Below are 16,533 nucleotides of genomic sequence, written 5' to 3'. Positions count from 1 at the left end.
CCTTATGGAATGGCAAATCAACCAATAAAGAACGTAATCCCATGGCAGAAAAGCGCACCGCACCCCCATCGAAACAGCCCCGCGACCGACAGGTGGAGGGGTTAAAGCTTCCGCCCCACTCGCTGGAAGCGGAACAGTCGGTTCTGGGCGGCTTGATGCTCGACAACGAGCGCTGGGATAACGTCGCAGAACGCGTCGTCGCCAACGATTTCTACAACCGCGCCCACCGTCTGATTTTCAGCGAAATGCAGCGGCTGCTGGAATTGAACAAGCCCATCGATCTCATCACGTTGTCCGAATCGCTAGAACAAAAAGGCGAACTGGACACGGTCGGCGGTTTTGCTTATCTGGCAGAACTGGCGAAGAACACCCCCAGTGCCGCCAACATCAGTGCCTACGCCGATATCGTGCGCGAACGTGCGGTGGTGCGTGAGATGATCGCCGTTGCCCATGAAATCGCCGATGCGGGTTACGATCCGCAGGGTCGCAGCAGTGAAGACCTGCTGGATCTGGCGGAATCGCGCGTGTTTCAGATCGCCGAAAACCGTGCCAGCAAGGATGAAGGCCCGAAAAGCATCGACCGCATTCTGGAAGATACCGTCTCTCGCATCGAGCAGTTGTATCAACGCCCGCACGACGGGGTTACCGGCGTTTCCAGCGGTTATCAGGATCTGGATAAAAAAACTGCCGGGCTGCAAAAATCGGATTTGATCATCGTCGCGGCGCGCCCTTCAATGGGGAAAACCACGTTTGCCATGAACCTGTGCGAAAACGCCGCCATGATGCAAGAGAAGCCAGTGCTGATCTTCAGCCTGGAAATGCCCGGCGAACAGATCATGATGCGTATGCTGGCCTCGCTATCGCGCGTGGATCAAACTCGCATCCGTACCGGGCAGTTGGATGACGAGGACTGGGCGCGCATCTCCAGCACCATGGGCATCCTGCTTGAGAAGAAGAACATGTATATCGATGACTCTTCCGGCCTGACGCCCACGGAAGTGCGTTCCCGTGCACGTCGTGTTTTCCGCGAGCATGATGGCCTCAGCCTGATCATGATCGACTACCTACAACTGATGCGGGTGCCCGCCCTTTCGGATAACCGAACCCTTGAGATCGCCGAAATTTCCCGTTCTCTCAAAGCATTGGCAAAAGAATTGCAAGTGCCTGTGGTCGCACTTTCTCAGCTTAACCGTAGTTTGGAGCAGCGAGCGGATAAACGCCCGGTCAACTCCGACCTGCGTGAATCCGGCTCTATTGAGCAGGATGCCGATCTGATTATGTTTATCTATCGTGATGAGGTTTATCATGAAAACAGCGATTTGAAAGGCATCGCTGAGATTATCTTGGGGAAACAACGTAACGGCCCTATCGGTACCGTTCGGTTGACCTTCAACGGGCAGTGGTCGCGTTTTGATAATTACGCCGGTCCACAATACGATGATGAATAAATAGCGCACCTGAGCGGGCAGCGCTAAGGACAGTAGAAATGAAAACGGCAACCGCCGTCATCAGCCGCCGCGCATTGCGTCACAATATGCAGCGCGTGCGCCAGTTAGCGCCTAACAGTCGGCTGGTCGCCGTCGTCAAGGCCAATGCATACGGCCACGGCGCCGTGGAATGCGCCACCACCCTTCAGGATGCCGACTGCTTCGGCGTCGCCCGGCTCTCGGAGGCACTGGTACTGCGCCAAGCGGGCATCACCAAACCTATTCTGCTGCTGGAAGGGTTTTTCTCTGCCGACGACCTTCCTTTACTGGCGCAACATCAATTGGAAACCGCGGTGCACAGCATCGAGCAGTTGGAAGCATTGGAGCAGGCCGATTTGCCGCATCCCCTGACCGTGTGGATGAAACTGGATACGGGCATGCACCGTCTGGGTGTGCGTCCTGATAAAGCGGAAGCGTTTTATCAACGGCTGACACAGTGCCGCAATGTGGTGCAACCGGTGAATATCATGAGCCATTTTTGCCGCGCCGATGAGCCTGAGTTCAATACCACCCTGAAACAGATCGCCTGTTTTGATGCCTTTACCGAAGGGAAACCGGGCGCGCAATCTATTGCGGCTTCCGGCGGCATTCTGCTGTGGTCACAGGCGCACCGTAATCAGGTGCGACCGGGGATTATTCTCTACGGTGTATCACCGCTTGCCAACGAAACCGCCACGCATTTTGGGCTCCAACCGGCCATGACGCTCACCTCACACCTGATCGCTGTGCGCGAGCATAAAGCGGGTGAAGCCGAGGGATACGGTTGTATCTGGACCAGCGAGCACGATACCCTGCTCGGCGTGGTCGCAATGGGGTATGGCGATGGCTATCCGCGCACAGCGCCGTTTGGTACGCCAGTACTGGTCAATGGTCGTGAAGTGCCGTTGGTGGGACGCGTATCGATGGATATGTTGACGGTCGATCTGGGGCCCGATGCCCAAGAGCGGGTCGGCGATGAGGTGATACTGTGGGGAGAGGCGCTGCCCGTCGAGCGGATCGCCGCACATACCAAGATCAGCGCTTACGAGCTGATTACCCGTGTGACACAGCGCTTAGCGCTGGAGTACCTCGACGATTAGAACTTGATCAGAAGTGAGATAAACAACTAAGAGAATCTGAGATAAATGGGATTTAGTGGAACCACTGGGGATTTATCGGGACAGATTACTGTAATTACCTTTCACATACTGCAAAAGAAATCAGGGCAGAAAAATTACTTTCTCTGCCCTTAATTTTACTTCTCGTCGCCAAACAAATCCAGATTAGGTTGTCGGCTTTTCATCACCTGCTTGTGAACCCGATGAATCAGCTTGCGTAGCCCACGTTCGGTGATGCCGTACTTCGAACTCAGCTCTGCCCAGTTATGGCCTTTGTGCTCGTTGTAAATCTGTAGATCACGAACAGCCAGCTTATAGACATAGTCGCGTGGGAACGTGAAGTTCTGCCCGCCAAAGTGTTCAGCCAGGAAATTGGCGACGGCCAGGCCCAACTGTTCGGCTTGTTCTGCCGTACAGCCGTAATCAATGGCGGTTTCAGCTACGTGATCCGCAACTTCAGACAGCAGCTTGTGGCGCTTAACTTCCATCGTCGTGATCATGATTTACCCCTGTCACTTAACAGCCTGGGCCTTGCGTTCGCGGGCCTGCCATTTCTTCAACGACTCAATAACCCGGCTGGCCTGGTCTGTACTGACCCAATCCAGCCGCCCCACATCGGTAATACGATGGACATAGGCATTGATGGCCCTTTCCGAACTGTCACGCACATAGCCCTCGCTGAACATCTCCAGCCACAGCGCACGTATTTTCTTTGACTGTGCATCGGTGGCAGTGATCTTGTGTGGCTTGGCCGTTTTCACCTTAAAACCCAGCATCTTCATGGCATCAAAAACCTGCCGTAGCTGCTTGTCCGTCATATCTTTCGTGCTGTCCATGCCGGTGTAGCTGACCAGCAACTGACGATAGGTATCGTCGTCAAGTCGTCGATCACGTTTCGCGACATGAATCAGCTTAACGAGGTTATTTCTGTCTATCGCTATCCTCCCGCCAGACGGCTCCGCACGACAGAACAGCATTCGGGCGGCGTTTATGAAGGGCATCTAACATCAGATGACATGATTCTTCCGTCAGATAAATATCATCCGAGACGGGCAGCGCTTCGCAGGCATCAAATCCACAGGCAGACACCAGTAATACAAAGCCGATAATCATGGGCGCACCCCATTACCAATGATCACACTGGTGTTGTTGCTTGATGCTTTCACGTCTTTTTTAGGGGGATTTGCTTCTTCTTTGCCACTGCTATATGCCAACGCGATTGCACCGATACATAAAAGTGTTGCCACAACCGTAACGCCAGGAGGAAATGCCGTCGAGTTAATTGATGAAATGTATCCGGCAAATAATGCGAGGAATAACCCCACCATGATTAAAATAATTGCACCGATTAACATGCATCACCTCCACACTCACACATACCAATAAATGCATAAGTCAGTGTATTTGGAGCATCAGCAGGTGTTACGTCATCCAGTGTCAGCTCTTCGATATTGCTTCCAAAGCGTACTTTAACGAGGTCATTATTGACTTCTACTACGGTAACCTTCTTGCTGCTATAGCGAATGCTGGTACTACGCGAGGTGCGTTTTGCCCGTTCGATGAGAATATTGACTTTATCCCCAGCCTTAATTGATGACTTATCTACGGGGATCATTTTATTGCATTTGGGGCAGCGGTATTTACTCATGATCCAGCCCCTCCAGTACAGTAATGCTCTCAATCGGATAATTGATAAAACGGCTTTTACCCTGGATAACCATTTCAACTTTATCGCCAACGTTAAACTCGGTATTTAATACCGATTTACCGCTCCAGACACTGTTCTGAAATGGGCCAGCTTCGATGACCTTGCCACCCTCTACAATAAAATAGAGGAAGTCCTGGCCGTGATCGGCCAGGTCGAGGCGAAGACGTTTATTTTTCTGGGTCATACGTCACCTCCAATCGTTGTGCGAGGCGCTGTAATTTTTGTTCTTTTTGATAGTCAATCAATGTCGCCAGGCCATTTAAGCGGAACTGTTCGATCATAATCTCCACATCGGCCATTTTGCTGGCCAGTGCGACTTCATTACCGATGCCATTAACGTTACGGGCGGCTTCTGCTACCAGTTCCCCGGTTTCTTCCACCAATTTGACCATCTGAGACTCTGGCCCCCATTTCTGGAGTGCCAGCTTGTATAACGAGGAGCGATTAACATAGGCCATTTTCATGATGATAATTCCCCCGTTTTAGGGTCTTTAATCAGGATTTTTACTTCATTCGTTGCATTGGCCAGCGTTTGCAGCGCTTTATCAGGGGTATTTTCCTGAATCTGGCGGGTTGCAGTGCGAAGAAACTGGGCTATGCGCTCCAGGCGTTTTACGGGTGATACATGAGCCATGATCTTTCTCCAATATAAGGTTTTACTGAATTAAGCGTGCAGAATTCCCCGGCGTTGACGCCGAAATAAAAACAGATTCATTTTTTAATAATTAAATGGCAGCGATATCTAATGGAATATTGACCAGTTTTCCTGCCTCATCTTTTTCACGAAAATTAATGTAAGTCTTGGATACGGTCACCAGTAATGACTCTGAAATTGCCTCCATCGCCTTTTTCCAGCGGTCATCCTCGATTTTCACCCGGCGCAGGGACAGAATGCGCGAGGTGCTGAGATTACCCTCTTTATCGACCTGGAATGCATCATCAATTATCGCCAGCAGCTTTTCATCAGCCCCCTTTGACCATTCTTTAACGCATTCGTCGATCAGGTCTTTGGCCACCTGTAGCTCTGGGCCAAACGTCAACGAGTCCTGCACTTTGATGGTGATCTGCTTGCTGCCGTCGAACGACGGAAACGTTACATTTCCCTTAGCGCCGCCGCGAGTACGCCCATACTTCTCAGCAATCAAATCCAGCCAGGCATAGCAGTTATCGAATGACCGTTTTTTGAAGTCGCGGAGTTCGGCATTTTTCAGCTTGGCATCGCGGATGGCATCATTCACAAAGGCATCCATTTCCAGATCATAATCAGAGACCTGATTAATGGGCACCAGACGACCTTTGCGGTCTGTCATATATTCAGCCTGGTTAATATTACTCATCTTCTTTATCTCCAGTGGTGATTTGTGACTTGTCTGTAACAGGTGTAAATTCAACTTCTTCGGGGTCAGCAATATCTTCAATGACGTCGTTGCTTGGCTCAAAGTCATACTTTATGGCGATGGCAAGTAGCTTGTTATCGATATCACGAGGATACTCTTCACAAATGGCTAGATACTTTTCATAGTCCACCCGTGACATGCTGACCCGTTTTTTATATCGCACGATAGCTTCAGCACTTATATCTACAGTTATAAACTCACTCACGCAGCACTCCTTTTACGGTTATTAATGCAACGATTCAGACCAAACAACGCGGCATCCTGAATGCTCAAATACCCCCTGGCGGAAGCGGCCATTGCTGCCAAAACCGAAAGACACGTAACGAGCGATACCGTTTTTAATCAACACATCGCAATGGGCATTGCGTTCAATACGGATAATGGGTTTATCACCTTTGATAATGACGCTCTGGACATTGGCGTTCATGGCTTTTAAACACGCCATGATTTCATGAACGTCCGCTAACTTTTGATTAATATTCTGGATTGTTTCCATTATTAACCTCTCAGATGTTTATTCCTGCACTTCACTGACCGTGATATCACCCATATCAAATTCAAGCTCATCACAGGAGATGATTTTGAATCCATATGAGCCATCCATAGGAGGCCATCCTTCCATTCCATTACCGCCATCCCAATCAAACTGGTGAATAAGCCCATTGGCATTAAACCCGTGCGCAGTCACCATCTGAAAGCATTGTTGTGCCAGCATTTTTAGTACAGCAAAAAGCAAATTGCCGTTGGCATCATTCAGTCTCCAACTGCTATCACTCCAAAAATTATTGATTACATTCAGCGAGTCTTCAGTGACAATATCGAGGTCAACATCAACAATAAGATCCAGAGTGCCGAACCAGTTAACTCCATAGCGTCTGATATCCACTTCATACCCCCTTAATCACGTCAGAATTCACCACCGGCACGCCGATATCAGCGGCCAGATTCATCGCCGCTATCAGCAGGTTACTGACGGCCAGCGGGTAAAGCAGGCTGACAATGCTTTTACGGCCAGTGGCCTGATTGCTGAGACGAGCGCGAATAGCCTCAATCGCCGTGGTATCCACAATCTCTTTGAGCTGCTTACCCGCCCGTCCGAGCTTGAATTGCAGATAATCTTCCAGTGCGTTATCCAGCGGCAGCAGTTCAACCACTTCGCAGCGCTGGACGACTTCACGCACTTCCATATTGCGCTCTGACAGCTTGGTGGCCAGCTCGGGTTGGCCAATCAGGACGATGGATAACAGCTTTTTAAACCCGCTTTCCAGCTCATAAAAGCGTTTCAGATGCTTGAGTGTCGGGATGGGTAGGCTGTGGGCCTCTTCAATCACCAGAACGTGGCTGTAACCCGCTGCGCTGCTGTCTTTAAGTACGCGGTGTAACTGGCGGAAACGTGCATCCTGGCTGCGCTTGATGTTCTCCAGTGGCGCGATGGTGCTGATAATCGCCTCGGCAATGGCGGCGGCTTTCAGCGTTTTGCCTTTAACGTCGTTGTCTTCCATCGCAATGACATAAGGCTCGATCACAATCACCGGCGCGTTCTCGCGGTTGACGCGCTCGATAAGGTCACGGCGCAGCGTCGATTTACCTGCACCGGATTCACCGATGACTGCCATAAATCCGCCATGTTTCGCGGTCTGGTACAGTGACTCACGCACGTAGCGAATGTCCTGCGTGGTAAAGACGTCTTCTGCACTTTGCATCGCATCATCAGCGAACGGGTCGCGGAACAATCCGAATGCCTTTTTTGCCGCTGGACGTAATACCTGTTTTTTCAGTAGCATATTTTCTGTCTCCTCATCATGTGCCTGTTGCAGTGGGACATCTGTCCCGGTGGTGGTGCCTGCCGCCGGGACTTCTTCAAATGCCCCTTCTGGATCGATACCGCGATGCGACAACACGCGGGAAATACTCTGCCGGATACCCTCGGCGTTACGCTTTGGCCAGATACTGTGATTCACCAGTTGAGCGATAGCGGGCTGTGATATGCCTGCGGCGGTTGTCAGTTCGCCCTGGTTGATTCTGTGGCGGGCCATAATGTTTTTCAGTTGCAGCATCTCCTCCCTCCTGGTTAACGAATGCCAACGACATTAGCGATGGCGGGTGCGGTAACGAGCGCGTTCGCCACAGTCTCAATGTCATCGGCGGGTATGCCGTCAGGGTATTGCGCCACCAGTTGCTGGTAATGCTGCGCTGTCCACGGGTGGCCTTTTTCAGTAAGACGGTCACGCAACTGTTTGGCGGCTTCGACGTGGGTCAACGGGCGCTGTTCGATGCGCGGGCTGCGAACCTCGGCGACGGCCCCGCGTTTGGGCAGGTAGGTCGGCGCGTCATCACGTTCGATATCCAGATACGGATTCAGACGACCGCCAAACGGCACGGCTTTGGCCTTCTTCGCGGCCTCGGTCTCTTCCTTGCTCTGGGTACCGTAAACGCGCTGTTCAACCTCTTCCTTATGCTGTTCGGTCACGCTTTGCGGCAGCGCACGGAACTCACGGCCAATCACCGGCGAGTCCACGGCGAAACCGTGCTCATCCTTCATGACCTCATCGACCAGGAAGAAGGTCTTAAACCCGTCCTCACCCGTCAGTACCACCTGCGCCTGATCGTCACGATAGAGGTTTCTGGCCACCATCAGACTGTCGCCCACATAGATGCCCGGCACGGCTGATACATCAAACTGACGTTTGCGAAAGCGAATGCGCAGGAAGGTGTCCACCTTGCAGCTCACCGGCGCGGACACCGCCGCCTCGCGGCACACTTCAACGGATGGCGCTTTAATCAGTTGCAGCTCGGTGATCAGCAGCCATTTATCGGTGCGCGTCATGCCGTAGCGGCTGTGAATGGCGGTGCGGTTGAACTTCATACGCCACAACCGCGCCAGCCGGTTCAGTTCGTCAATGTTGTCAACGCGGCAAAAGCGCAGGCCGTGCTCAAAGTCACGCTCCAGAATGTCACGCGCTTTTTCCACCGAACCGGTAGCGCGGGCGTTGCGAGCCTTGTGGGATATCAACTGGATGCCCAGCGCCTGGCACAGGTTGGCCATCGTGGGGGATTTGAGCGCCGCGCCGGGGTCGGTAAACAGGATGCGCGGTACGCCATGCAGCACATCAGCGCCGCCGCGCTCCTGCATCATGTTGATCAGTACCGAGGTAAAGTTCTCGGTGGTTTCACCACCAAAGCGGTACTCCAGATAAATCCAGCCGGTGGTATGGTCGGTGCCTTCAAATGACCAGACTCGATCGTTAACCACTTTCGCCACGTTGGCGGGCTTGTTCTTGTTGAACTCCCGTTCATCCATGATGCGCAGGCCGGTATCGCCCCGCACACCCTTGGCCGGGTTCTTGAGGTAATAAAGCACACAGATAGACGCATCCAGTTGCCAGACATGGTTAGGGTGCAGGCTGGCAAGTTGTTGCGCAGGGGCTGGCGCACGTAGCTGATCGGGGTGCAGCTTGAACTGGCGCAAGGCACGAATAATGGTACTGGTGGACAGTGGCGCAAACTCGCCCGTGTCCTGATCGACCCGTCCGGCAAGGATAAGGCCGTTGTCGCGCAGGCTGTCGATGGCTTTCTCCACGCTCAGAGTGCGCTTGCCGGTACCGCGAATGGTCTCCATCAGCGCACCGGAAATGGTCAGCGCCTCATCGCGCGTCAGTGCGGTCTCACCCGCATCTGCACGCTGTTTACGCGGTTTGGGGGCGCGTACTGCATTCAGCTTTTTGAGCAACGTGGCGCGTGACATTTGCAGTTCCTCACAGGCGGACTGATACACAGGCTCTTTATTGCCATGCCCGGCAGCGTTGGCCGCTTCGGCGATAGCAACAAGTCGCTGAGTAAGGACAGGATTCATAGTCCCACCTCATTGATTACCGATTTTCTTGTGACCGTGATAATTTGTTTTTTTACAAACAGAATCAGGATGACAAGATGAAAAATGACCCCATAAAAGATCGAGGATACTGGTCTGTACATGAAGCTATAGCCGTATCGTTCGATGAATTTTCCCGCCGCTATGGCGCTGACCTGCTGTGGAAAGCATTTCAGTCCCTGACACGTAATCACGATGCAATACTCCGTGAGCACACCAAGCTTGAGGCCGATATTGGTAAGTTCACGCAGTTCGCCCTCTATATAGATGAGGCCAAACTTGATGGTTGGGTAAGCGAAACCCGCCATGATGACTACGGCATTAAAATGCTTCACCATATGGGCATTCGATGGTGGCTGTCGCGAGATGATCTCATGACGCGTCCTCCACAAACGCGCGTGCCTTGTGTGTATACAGAGGGAATGTCTGGCCATGTCAGTCTCCAGCTTTTGCGTCAGATGCTGTATCGTGGACGCGCCCCGTATACAACCTGTGACTGAGTTTCCCCAACAGGCTGGTTGCCGGAGAAATTGGTGTGGATAGGTTGAAATGATTCCGGATCATGTTGATAACACTGTTTGCAGGAATGGCTTTGTCTTCATATGCCATCATGACTATGGCCAGCCACTCCAGACCCGGCATCTGTTTTTGGGCTCTATCGCATTCTTGTTTTGCAACATCCTGCAATGCATTGATTTGAGAGACCAGGTGAGCTTTCTCTTCATGTGATAACTCTTCATGCTTGGTCGAGCTTTGCTGGGTTATCAGCTCTTGAAGGGCTGCTTTATATTTATCGTCAAATTCTTCGCCACCCACCCGACTCATCATGAGATTTTGAGCAATATCTTTCTCACTAAGAAGGCATTTGCCATTTGCGCGGGTAGCCTCGCGTGTCGCCTGTTCTGTCTGATTTCCCAATTCGCGTATATTTTGGAGAAGATTATGTCTGGCCCCTTCCGTTATAGAGAAATGCAGCTTCTGTGTGAGGACGGGTTCAAGAGCCAGAATCTGCCGATTATTTTCGTCAATGGTGGCGAGATTCCGCTCCAGTTGGGCGGCAAGTTTTTGGGAGTAGATTGGATCGCGCGACGTATCGCCATTCTGTTCCAATTGCTCGTCCTGAATCAGGGAGATCTTGCGCATCAATAAGCGCTCCATTGCACCAGCGAACGGCGCGGCGTCATCGGCGGTTACATAGATATCACCGTGGCGGGTCTGGATAGTGAAGCCCTTGCGCATATCAGGAACATGGCGGCACAGCGCGTGGCCAAGCACTTCAGGGCTGTCCATTACAGGTGTATTACTCATGGTTGTTCTCCTGTGATTCCTTTACCCAATCCGGCACGGTGTCGATGGGCTGGTATTCCGGCAGGTTGAACTGCTGGCGCAGGTCATCGAGCTGGAGTTGCAGGTCATTAAGGATGCCGAGCATGTAGTGGCTGTGGTTGATGCCGGTGCGTTCGTGGTGTTCGTCCAACGCATTGAAGCCGCTTTGCAGCTCAACCAGAGCGCTGACCACAGCGTTTTTAAAGCCGCCCACCTCAACCTCAATTGCCTTGCCTTCTTCATCCGGGGTCTCTTGGGCTGAGCGTCGCGTCAGGCGGGTGCGCAGGTCTTCTTTCTCATCTTCCAGCTTGCTGATGATTTCTTTTTTCTCCGCCACGGTCTGGCGGCTGATTTCCAGGTCGGTCTTGAGGTCTTCTTTTTCCTTGGTATGCTTGGCGATCATTTCCTCAGCCAGCTCCAGCAGTGCCGTTTTGTCTCCGTCTCTGGCCACTTCAATCAGAGCGCTTTTCTGGTCTTCTGGCAGGCGGCGGAACTGACGCAGTTCGCGATAGCCGATACCCATGCGGGACATGGATTCGAGGGCTTCTTCGCCGAATGACTGTAGGTTATTTATTGATTCGTTGGCATGTTCAGGTGTGTAGCCAAGCAAATTACAAAACTCAGCCCATGTGCCTGAAAACTCAAGACCGTCTTGACTCCTTTTCCCTTTAAGTGATTGATAAAGTTTATTTTCCTTCACAAATGCCATTTTAGAAGTCAAGACGGTCTTGGAAAATTGAGCGAAAGCATCAGCCATCTGAGCCTGCCCTAATAGCTGGTTCAACAGGTCGCGCTCGTCGCTGAATTCGCTGCTGACTGTTGCTATCAGGTTTTGCGTATTTTCCAGCTCCGGGTTCAACATTGCATCCGGGATTAACTCTGCTGGTTGGGTTTTAGTACGTGCCATCGTTGTTTTTCCTTATCGGCTGCCAGCCAGAACGCGCTGGTTTAATTCATTGATGCGGTTCTGAGCGCGGGCAATCTCATTGCTGTGAGTTACTGCTATCTGCAACACCTGAACGCTCAGGGCAAAGCGGCCGCTATCCAGTTTTTGTGCCATCCCTTCTTCAATCAGGGTGTTGAGTGCCCGGTTGATGTTGGCGGGTGATTCGTCCAACGCTTTCGCAAGATCGCTGTTAGAAAGACCGTCCAGCGAGCGACCACGCAGTGCTTTGAGGACGCGCAGAATGCGGGAGCCGGAACTTGAAGTGTTTGGCTTGGTCATGTCACATTCCCCTTTTTGCAATATGTGATACTCTTTTGCTCATGCTGATAAATCAGGCGGCTTGAGCGGTTTGTTTGAGACCGAGCTTCACCGCGATCTCATGCGACTGGCCATATTTGGCTTTGGTGATGCCGTTCAGTACCCGATATACCGCTTCACGTGAATAGCCGTTATCCAGCGCCCACTGGGTAATGGTGATGCCACGTTGCTGGAAGCGGTTTTTAACCTGCTCGGGGGTCATGGTGTTGCCTCCTGTAATGCAATGATGTTTGTATAATACGTGTTAGATTATGGTGCAGATTTCCTCACCAGTCAATTTAAGAGTGCAGAAAAACTCACATGATAGGTTTGCGTATTAAGGAAGAAAGAGAGCGCCTGTCCCTTACACAGCAAGGGATGGCCGAAGCTATTGGTGTTGCCAAGAGAACATTTATAGATTGGGAGAAAGAGCGCACCTCACCAACAGCAGTGCAGTTATCTGCACTATCTCTAATGGGGATGGATGTTTTATATGTTTTGACTGGGCAGCGCAGTTCAACAACTGCGAGAGAAAAACCTTCATTAACAAGGCGTCAGTCTGCGTTATTGGATAATTATGATCATTTGGGTGAGGCAGATAAGGCAGCCTTGGAGCGAACGGCTTTTGCGTTGGCGGAACAAGAGCGAGTAGGAAAAAAAGGTAAGACGGCGTAGCGTGCCATCGATAACCAGACGGATTAATTGTTGAAGGTGACTATTGTGGCTTTGGTTGCTTGTTCGGAGTGCGGTAAAGAGATTTCAGATAAAGCTAATGTCTGTCCTCATTGCGGCATCAAGAGAAAAAAAGAGCTTGGTAATTTAAAGGGATGTCTAGGTATTACGGCTATCTTTGCTGTTGGTTTTTTTGTGGTTCTGTTTGTTTTTTCATTCGCAGAACCCAAACGAAATGCGATAGATGTCTGCAAGATGATGCTGCGCATGGAGTCGGCAAACTCTGACAACGTAAAAATTGATGACGTTAATGGTGTGAGATATGGCGACAAAGTTACCTATGAATGGACACCATTGACCTTAAAGATACAAAACCAACATGGTGCACTCGTTGGTGTTTCTGCTACCTGTGTTATCGATACAAAAAATAATGAAGTGGTGAAGTTTGTTCCTCCAGGTATTAGGTGATTTAGCTACTGAAGCCAGCCCCAAAGCTGGCCTTGATGAGGGGTGTTAAGCAACTATGACTCGAGATATGGATTTGATTCGGCAAATCGTTCTGGCTCTCAGAGATGATGTTCGTAGTGGGCCTTTAATTAAGCTGGAAAGTGTAGATCAGTTAAAATTTAATTATCATGCACTACTGCTTGTCGAGGCTGGCCTGGTAACAGGTATTGTTGAACCGGTACGAAACGGCATACCGATGAGGGCATTGTTACACCAACTCACATGGGACGGTCAGGATTTTGCAGAAAGTATTAAAAGCGATACCGTGTGGGAAAAAGCAAAAGAGAACGTAATGAAGCCCTTGGCTGGCTGGACGTTCTCTATTCTGAGAGATTACCTGAAGGCGGAATTAAGCAAATACCTTCCCCCTCTCTAGTAGGTTGCGCAACTGACTGGCAATAGCGGTGAAGTTATCAGCCCGATTTTGCCAGCCGCGTCGGTCATATTCAGTTTTTGCTTGGAGTACACCGGATTTAGCTATTCCCGCCTGCTTTTCAAATTCCTTGAGTAGTGCTATGAAGTCCTGTGTTGTTGCGGCAGGGTTTTCATATGCTCGCAGCAACTCCAGGGCTGACGTCGCATAATGCAATGTGGTACTGCCCAAGATGCGCTTATCCATCTCATCACAAGCTCTACCCGCTTCAGCGTCGGCAGTTCGTGATTTATTGCTCCAGTCCAGGCAAAGTGCTTTGAATGGTTTAATTGGAATGGTCATCATATCCTCAGATAGGAAGGAGTAATATTCAACGTCGGGTATCGCGACCACTACGTGAGTTGGCTATGGTTTTTAGCAATGAATCACGGCCAATACGTGTATTGATACAATTGTCATATTCGATCTTCAGTACCTGCCGTATTTCAGCATGGCCCATTGCTACTTGTGGGGATTTGTTGTTTTCTGTTTGAGTTTTTTCTGACTTTTTCATGATGCCCTCGGCAATGTGATAATAATGCACCGCCATAGTGATCTCTGAGACTGATTAAATAATCTGTCCGAGGGCCAATTACATCCCGCCAGCCCACGCCCACAATGTCCCTGTTCGTTGTTTTTTTCTTTCAACACCAGGGAATCCATCATGCCACTCATTCATAAAGTCTTTCCCCAGCGGTTGCGTTACTGGGTCATCCTTGCGGTATTGCTGCTGGTTGTCATTGCGTTCGTGTCACCGGCACAACTGAGCGTCACCATCTACAAGCTGTCGCTGGTCTCCATCGCTGTCGTGTTGGGCTATCACCTCGATCGGGCTTTGTTTCCCTATGCCAGCCCCGGCAGTTACCTGATTGACGACTGGAAAAAAACCATCGGTAAGCCCCTGCCTGGCGTAGGGGGACGAAACGAGCCAGAGTACCCCATCGCCACCGGTTATGAGCTGGTCTTTGCTGCCGTTCTGCTGCGACGGGCGGTGATTGTGCTGGCGGTGGTGCTGGGCGTGACGCTGGGGCTGTGATGATGCGAGCGCTAATCCTGCTGTCTCTGCTGTTAAGCGCCTGCCATTGGGGGCCAGCCGTTGCCGATGTGCCAACGGAAGCCCGTCGCTATCAAAACGAGCTGACCCGCAACAGTCGCGCCATCTGGGGTATCGATGCGCCGGTGGCCACGTTCGCCGGTCAAATCCACCAGGAATCGCAGTGGAAAACCACGGCCCGATCGCCCGTAGGTGCCCAGGGGCTGGCGCAGTTTATGCCCGCAACATCCTCATGGATTGCCGGTATCTACCCCGCTGAACTGGGAGCCGATCAGCCGTATAACCCATCATGGGCCCTGCGTGCGCTGGTGCAGTACAACCGCTGGAACTGGCAGCGCATCCCGGCAACGGCCAGTGACTGTGACCGGATGGCCTTTACGCTGTCGGCCTATAACGGCGGGCTGGGCTGGGTGCAGCGAGACCGAAAACTGGCAGCGCAGCGCGGTCTGGACAGTTCGCGCTACTGGGGACAGACAGAGACCGTCAACGCGGGCCGAACGCCCGCCAACTTCCGCGAGAATCGCGGCTATCCCGACCGCATTATTCACCGCTGGCAACCGCTTTATGCCGGTGCGGGCTGGGGTTCGGGGGTGTGCGATGGCTGAAGCTATCAAGGTTTTTGCCCGGTATCTGGTATGGGCGGGGTTGATTGTCTTGACTGTGTGGATGATCCACAGTTCAGGCTATGAGCAGGGTGTCGCAGATACCCAACTGACGCAATCCCGTGCCGAAACCCAGCAGGCCGCAGGCGCTCTGAATGGTTTTATTGCCGCTGCCCGCAAACTCACCGCCAACGCCAATCTCGCCAGCGAACGTTTGTCAGAACAGGTCAATGCCCGCCAGGCGGCGGACGAACAATCAACGGAGGCCATCCGTGCTGCACTTAAAAAAACCGCCACCACTCGTATTCTTTGCGTGTTTGATGCTGACGTCATGCAACAGATTGCCGCCGCCCGTGAGCGTGCAGCAAGTGCAGCCACCACCGGTCTTACCGGCGCGTCTGGCGGTGCCGTGCGAGCGTCCGGTGGCAGCAGCCAGTAACAGCATGGATGACCTGGCCATCGCGCAAAAGCAGTTATATGACCAGTACGGGCTCTGTGCCGGTCAATTGATCGACGTTATCCGATGTGCCCAGGGAGGCGACTGTGGGGATAAATGAACTGAGTTTTAACTGGCAGTTTCTGCAATGGGTCGTGATGGGTGTGGTGGGGATCTACACCTGGCTGATTGGCCGTCAGTCGGCCAGTCAGCAGGAGTTGCTGGAGTTGCGCACCCGTATCACCACGCTGGAAGCGCAGGTGAAACAGGTGCCAACGCAGGCGCAGATCACCGAACTCATCAGCAATCTGAGTCGCACCGAGGCCGGGTTAAAAGGGATGGGCGATCAAATTACGGCAATCTCTCGTCGTACTGAGACCATTAACGAATACCTGCTAAAGACCAAATAAAGGGGGACTCTGTGAGCGATTTTGCCACTTTCTTACGCGAAGACCAGCGACTGGTTATCCTGCGCTTTCTCGCTGAAATGCCGAGCTACAGCAGCAACAGCTCGGTGGTCTATTCCGCGTTAACACGCTATGGCCATGCACCCAGCCGTGACCAGGTTAAATCTGAGCTGCGCTGGCTCGAAGAGCAAGGGCTGGTCACTGTCGACGATATTGAGACCGTACTGGTTGCCAGGCTGACCGAGCGCGGTGCAGACGCAGCGGCCGGTCGTGCGATTATCCCCGGTGTGAAACGCCCTGGCGCAGGGGGCTGA

Annotated in this window: 31 protein-coding genes; 10 read left to right on the top strand and 21 right to left on the bottom strand. The window is 52.0% G+C overall.

Annotation, left to right across the window (positions count from 1 at the left end; genetic code table 11):
* The first annotated feature begins 41 nt into the window (after positions 1 to 41).
* On the top strand, positions 42 to 1,448 hold the full coding sequence (gene dnaB / locus J5224_RS07110) for a replicative DNA helicase (RefSeq protein WP_222158126.1): 1,407 nt from the start codon (positions 42 to 44) through the stop codon (positions 1,446 to 1,448).
* Positions 1,449 to 1,486: 38 nt separating this feature from the next.
* Complete coding sequence (alr, locus tag J5224_RS07105; RefSeq protein WP_264624698.1) at positions 1,487 to 2,566, top strand: alanine racemase; 1,080 nt, start codon at positions 1,487 to 1,489, stop codon at positions 2,564 to 2,566.
* Between the two features lie 155 nt (positions 2,567 to 2,721).
* Here alr and J5224_RS07100 read toward each other — a convergent pair whose 3' ends face one another.
* The 19 genes from J5224_RS07100 to J5224_RS07010 all read right to left on the bottom strand — a co-directional run bounded on the left by J5224_RS07100 (position 2,722) and on the right by J5224_RS07010 (position 12,352).
* Positions 2,722 to 3,084: a Mor transcription activator family protein gene (locus J5224_RS07100; RefSeq protein WP_040030850.1), complete on the bottom strand. Its 363-nt coding sequence runs from the start codon at positions 3,082 to 3,084 to the stop codon at positions 2,722 to 2,724.
* Positions 3,085 to 3,096: 12 nt separating this feature from the next.
* Positions 3,097 to 3,561, bottom strand: a complete 465-nt coding sequence (locus J5224_RS07095) for a regulatory protein GemA (RefSeq protein WP_319802421.1) — start codon at positions 3,559 to 3,561, stop codon at positions 3,097 to 3,099.
* The gene (locus tag J5224_RS07090) at positions 3,506 to 3,697 is read right to left on the bottom strand and encodes a hypothetical protein (protein WP_264624697.1); all 192 of its coding nucleotides are present in this window, start codon (positions 3,695 to 3,697) and stop codon (positions 3,506 to 3,508) included. Before J5224_RS07090 ends, J5224_RS07095 begins: the two co-directional genes overlap by 56 nt.
* Positions 3,694 to 3,939, bottom strand: coding sequence for a hypothetical protein (locus J5224_RS07085; protein WP_264624696.1), 246 nt, complete (start codon positions 3,937 to 3,939; stop codon positions 3,694 to 3,696). Before J5224_RS07085 ends, J5224_RS07090 begins: the two co-directional genes overlap by 4 nt.
* Positions 3,933 to 4,232 (bottom strand): hypothetical protein, encoded by a 300-nt coding sequence (locus J5224_RS07080; RefSeq protein ID WP_264624695.1) that lies wholly within the window; start codon positions 4,230 to 4,232, stop codon positions 3,933 to 3,935. Before J5224_RS07080 ends, J5224_RS07085 begins: the two co-directional genes overlap by 7 nt.
* Entirely contained in the window at positions 4,225 to 4,476 is a 252-nt protein-coding gene (locus tag J5224_RS07075) for a hypothetical protein (protein WP_264624694.1), read from the bottom strand. The genes J5224_RS07080 and J5224_RS07075 overlap by 8 nt, the downstream gene beginning before the upstream one ends.
* Positions 4,460 to 4,756, bottom strand: coding sequence for a hypothetical protein (locus J5224_RS07070; RefSeq protein WP_264624693.1), 297 nt, complete (start codon positions 4,754 to 4,756; stop codon positions 4,460 to 4,462). Before J5224_RS07070 ends, J5224_RS07075 begins: the two co-directional genes overlap by 17 nt.
* On the bottom strand, positions 4,753 to 4,926 hold the full coding sequence (locus J5224_RS07065) for a hypothetical protein (RefSeq protein ID WP_264624692.1): 174 nt from the start codon (positions 4,924 to 4,926) through the stop codon (positions 4,753 to 4,755). Before J5224_RS07065 ends, J5224_RS07070 begins: the two co-directional genes overlap by 4 nt.
* Before the next feature lie 91 nt (positions 4,927 to 5,017).
* The gene (locus tag J5224_RS07060; protein ID WP_264624691.1) at positions 5,018 to 5,629 is read right to left on the bottom strand and encodes a DUF3164 family protein; all 612 of its coding nucleotides are present in this window, start codon (positions 5,627 to 5,629) and stop codon (positions 5,018 to 5,020) included.
* Positions 5,622 to 5,894 carry a hypothetical protein gene (locus J5224_RS07055; protein ID WP_264624690.1) on the bottom strand — a complete coding sequence of 91 codons (273 nt, stop codon included), beginning with the start codon at positions 5,892 to 5,894 and terminating at the stop codon, positions 5,622 to 5,624. Before J5224_RS07055 ends, J5224_RS07060 begins: the two co-directional genes overlap by 8 nt.
* A 21-nt stretch (positions 5,895 to 5,915) precedes the next feature.
* Complete coding sequence (locus tag J5224_RS07050; RefSeq protein ID WP_264624689.1) at positions 5,916 to 6,185, bottom strand: hypothetical protein; 270 nt, start codon at positions 6,183 to 6,185, stop codon at positions 5,916 to 5,918.
* 18 nt (positions 6,186 to 6,203) lie between these two features.
* Complete coding sequence (locus tag J5224_RS07045) at positions 6,204 to 6,575, bottom strand: DUF2528 family protein (protein WP_264624688.1); 372 nt, start codon at positions 6,573 to 6,575, stop codon at positions 6,204 to 6,206.
* A 1-nt stretch (position 6,576) separates the two neighbouring features.
* Positions 6,577 to 7,746 (bottom strand): ExeA family protein, encoded by a 1,170-nt coding sequence (locus J5224_RS07040; RefSeq protein WP_264624687.1) that lies wholly within the window; start codon positions 7,744 to 7,746, stop codon positions 6,577 to 6,579.
* A gap of 14 nt (positions 7,747 to 7,760) precedes the next feature.
* A complete protein-coding gene (locus tag J5224_RS07035; protein WP_264624686.1) occupies positions 7,761 to 9,542 on the bottom strand; it encodes an integrase in 1,782 nt (593 codons plus the stop codon).
* On the bottom strand, positions 9,539 to 9,898 hold the full coding sequence (locus J5224_RS07030) for a hypothetical protein (RefSeq protein WP_264624685.1): 360 nt from the start codon (positions 9,896 to 9,898) through the stop codon (positions 9,539 to 9,541). The genes J5224_RS07035 and J5224_RS07030 overlap by 4 nt, the downstream gene beginning before the upstream one ends.
* Before the next feature lie 97 nt (positions 9,899 to 9,995).
* Positions 9,996 to 10,868 (bottom strand): hypothetical protein, encoded by an 873-nt coding sequence (locus tag J5224_RS07025; protein ID WP_264624684.1) that lies wholly within the window; start codon positions 10,866 to 10,868, stop codon positions 9,996 to 9,998.
* Positions 10,861 to 11,793 carry a hypothetical protein gene (locus tag J5224_RS07020; protein WP_264624683.1) on the bottom strand — a complete coding sequence of 311 codons (933 nt, stop codon included), beginning with the start codon at positions 11,791 to 11,793 and terminating at the stop codon, positions 10,861 to 10,863. Before J5224_RS07020 ends, J5224_RS07025 begins: the two co-directional genes overlap by 8 nt.
* Positions 11,794 to 11,805: 12 nt before the next feature.
* On the bottom strand, positions 11,806 to 12,111 hold the full coding sequence (locus J5224_RS07015) for a helix-turn-helix domain-containing protein (RefSeq protein ID WP_264624682.1): 306 nt from the start codon (positions 12,109 to 12,111) through the stop codon (positions 11,806 to 11,808).
* A 52-nt stretch (positions 12,112 to 12,163) separates the two neighbouring features.
* Positions 12,164 to 12,352: a DNA-binding protein gene (locus tag J5224_RS07010; RefSeq protein WP_264624681.1), complete on the bottom strand. Its 189-nt coding sequence runs from the start codon at positions 12,350 to 12,352 to the stop codon at positions 12,164 to 12,166.
* Positions 12,353 to 12,450: 98 nt separating this feature from the next.
* On the opposite strand from J5224_RS07010, the gene J5224_RS07005 reads away from it, so the two are divergent.
* From J5224_RS07005 to J5224_RS06995, 3 genes are read left to right on the top strand one after another with little or no spacing between them, the layout of a single operon-like run.
* Complete coding sequence (locus J5224_RS07005) at positions 12,451 to 12,804, top strand: helix-turn-helix transcriptional regulator (protein ID WP_264624680.1); 354 nt, start codon at positions 12,451 to 12,453, stop codon at positions 12,802 to 12,804.
* Positions 12,805 to 12,849: 45 nt separating this feature from the next.
* Positions 12,850 to 13,269, top strand: coding sequence for a zinc ribbon domain-containing protein (locus J5224_RS07000; RefSeq protein WP_264624679.1), 420 nt, complete (start codon positions 12,850 to 12,852; stop codon positions 13,267 to 13,269).
* A 55-nt stretch (positions 13,270 to 13,324) separates the two neighbouring features.
* Entirely contained in the window at positions 13,325 to 13,684 is a 360-nt protein-coding gene (locus tag J5224_RS06995; RefSeq protein ID WP_264624678.1) for a DUF2513 domain-containing protein, read from the top strand.
* On the opposite strand, the gene J5224_RS06990 is transcribed toward J5224_RS06995, so the two are convergent.
* Together J5224_RS06990 and J5224_RS06985 are read right to left on the bottom strand one after the other, a co-directional pair.
* Positions 13,658 to 14,026 (bottom strand): hypothetical protein, encoded by a 369-nt coding sequence (locus tag J5224_RS06990; protein ID WP_264624677.1) that lies wholly within the window; start codon positions 14,024 to 14,026, stop codon positions 13,658 to 13,660. The two genes, J5224_RS06995 and J5224_RS06990, sit on opposite strands and share 27 nt — an antisense overlap.
* Positions 14,027 to 14,051: 25 nt before the next feature.
* Positions 14,052 to 14,270, bottom strand: a complete 219-nt coding sequence (locus tag J5224_RS06985) for a hypothetical protein (protein WP_264624676.1) — start codon at positions 14,268 to 14,270, stop codon at positions 14,052 to 14,054.
* Between the two features lie 114 nt (positions 14,271 to 14,384).
* Here J5224_RS06985 and J5224_RS06980 point away from each other — a divergent pair, with 114 nt between their 5' ends.
* From J5224_RS06980 to J5224_RS06960, 5 genes are all read left to right on the top strand, one after another.
* Entirely contained in the window at positions 14,385 to 14,756 is a 372-nt protein-coding gene (locus J5224_RS06980) for a putative holin (protein ID WP_264624675.1), read from the top strand.
* Positions 14,756 to 15,379, top strand: coding sequence for a transglycosylase SLT domain-containing protein (locus tag J5224_RS06975; protein ID WP_264624674.1), 624 nt, complete (start codon positions 14,756 to 14,758; stop codon positions 15,377 to 15,379). Before J5224_RS06980 ends, J5224_RS06975 begins: the two co-directional genes overlap by 1 nt.
* Positions 15,372 to 15,815, top strand: coding sequence for a hypothetical protein (locus tag J5224_RS06970; RefSeq protein ID WP_264624673.1), 444 nt, complete (start codon positions 15,372 to 15,374; stop codon positions 15,813 to 15,815). Before J5224_RS06975 ends, J5224_RS06970 begins: the two co-directional genes overlap by 8 nt.
* Positions 15,816 to 15,919: 104 nt before the next feature.
* The gene (locus tag J5224_RS06965) at positions 15,920 to 16,222 is read left to right on the top strand and encodes a DUF2730 family protein (protein WP_040030836.1); all 303 of its coding nucleotides are present in this window, start codon (positions 15,920 to 15,922) and stop codon (positions 16,220 to 16,222) included.
* Positions 16,223 to 16,233: 11 nt separating this feature from the next.
* Positions 16,234 to 16,533, top strand: coding sequence for a hypothetical protein (locus tag J5224_RS06960; RefSeq protein WP_040030835.1), 300 nt, complete (start codon positions 16,234 to 16,236; stop codon positions 16,531 to 16,533).

The sequence above is a fragment of the Candidatus Symbiopectobacterium sp. NZEC135 genome (assembly GCF_025962695.1).
This window is presented reverse-complemented; position numbering and strand designations above follow the sequence as displayed.